The organism is Elstera litoralis (assembly GCF_000963705.1).
GTDB classification, from domain to species: Bacteria; Pseudomonadota; Alphaproteobacteria; order Elsterales; family Elsteraceae; genus Elstera; species Elstera litoralis.
Map to the genome: position 1 here is coordinate 1 of NZ_LAJY01000645.1, position 1258 is coordinate 1258.

The 1258-nt window shown below is 63.0% G+C and carries 3 protein-coding genes; all 3 read left to right on the plus strand.

Features of this window, described 5'->3' with window-relative positions:
* On the plus strand, window positions 1–414 hold a 414-nt coding region (locus VZ95_RS26025; RefSeq protein ID WP_198148397.1), incomplete at its 5' end, for a hypothetical protein.
* Window positions 345–800: a hypothetical protein gene (locus VZ95_RS22460; RefSeq protein WP_156995409.1), complete on the plus strand. Its 456-nt coding sequence runs from the start codon at window positions 345–347 to the stop codon at window positions 798–800. The genes VZ95_RS26025 and VZ95_RS22460, both read left to right, overlap by 70 nt.
* A gap of 101 nt (window positions 801–901) precedes the next feature.
* The coding region (locus VZ95_RS18585) for a hypothetical protein (RefSeq protein ID WP_045777186.1) at window positions 902–1258 on the plus strand (357 nt) is incomplete at its 3' end.

The window sequence follows — 1258 nt, forward strand, 5'->3', positions numbered from 1 at the left end:
GCGGTTCTCGATCTTTGGACCCAAGGCGCGCTAACCGGCTGGCTGCGCGGGCAGCCCGTCGATGCCATCACCTATGGCCGCAGCGCGGTGCTGGCGGCTTTGGCGGTCGGGCCGAGCCTGCTGGCGGCGCGATTTCCGCTCGCACAGCGGCTTATCCTCGTGCTGCCGGGGGTTGTGCTGGCGGTGATTTCGGCCAATCTCGCCGCCAAACTCATTCTTCCGGCGGCTTTCGGGGCGGCGGTGATCGGGCTGTGGCGCTTCGGGCCGCTGCTGCTGGCGGGGCTGGTGTCGCTCGCGCTGCTGCTCCCGGCGCTATTGCCGGTTACGCTGACCCCGGCGGCGGAATGCGCACTGTGGGCCGGGAAACCGTCTGCCGCGCACCGGCTATTGATCTGGACCTATGCCGATGGCTGATCGAACAGCGCCCCTGGACCGGCTGGGGGCTGGATGCGGCGCGGCGTTTGGGGGCGGTGGCCCCCGATGCGCCGGTGCCGAGCTGCGCGCAATCGACCTTAGGGCGCGACACCGTGCCGCTGCTACCGCTGCACCCCCATAATGGCGCTTTACAGCTTTGGCTTGAATTGGGACTCGGCGGTGCCGCGCTTCTACCGGCGCTGCTTTTGGTATTGGCGCGGCCCTTAGGACGCCTTCCAAGGATTGAGCGCGCCACCGGGGTTGCGGCTTTAGCGGGTGCGAGCGTCCCGCTTTTGGTAAGTTTCGGCCTCTGGCAGGGCTGGTGGCTGTCGGCGCTTGCCTTATTTTGGGGGCTAAGTTTAGTTTTTTTGGCCCGGCGATCCTAAGAGAGCATTAATCTTGATTCGATATGAATCGAATTTAGAAAGATTTGGAGCATAATCCTCGGGCGGCTCGCCAATGCCGAGGATTGGGGAATGGGAACGCAATGGTGCCTCGGGCCAGGCTATATCCACTGATACTGCTGCACGGCGTCGCTTGCTTCGTCTTGCTGGGGATCGTGTGGGCAACGGTCGACCTCGCCCTGCGCGCCAATCGCGACCATCATGTCCGGGCAATGGAGTCGGTGACGGCAACCTTGGCCGAGGTGACGGAGCAGCATCTTTTATCGGCGTTGATGGATATTGATCGTACCAGCCTCGCCCTGCGGCAGGCTTATTTGCGCGACCCTGGGAATTTTGATCGGTTTTTGCGCGAGGTCGATGTTCCGCAGGCGATTTTCCCCACGTTTCAAGTATCGGTCATCAATGCGGCGGGGTTTCTCAGCTACAGCAGCACGCAACCG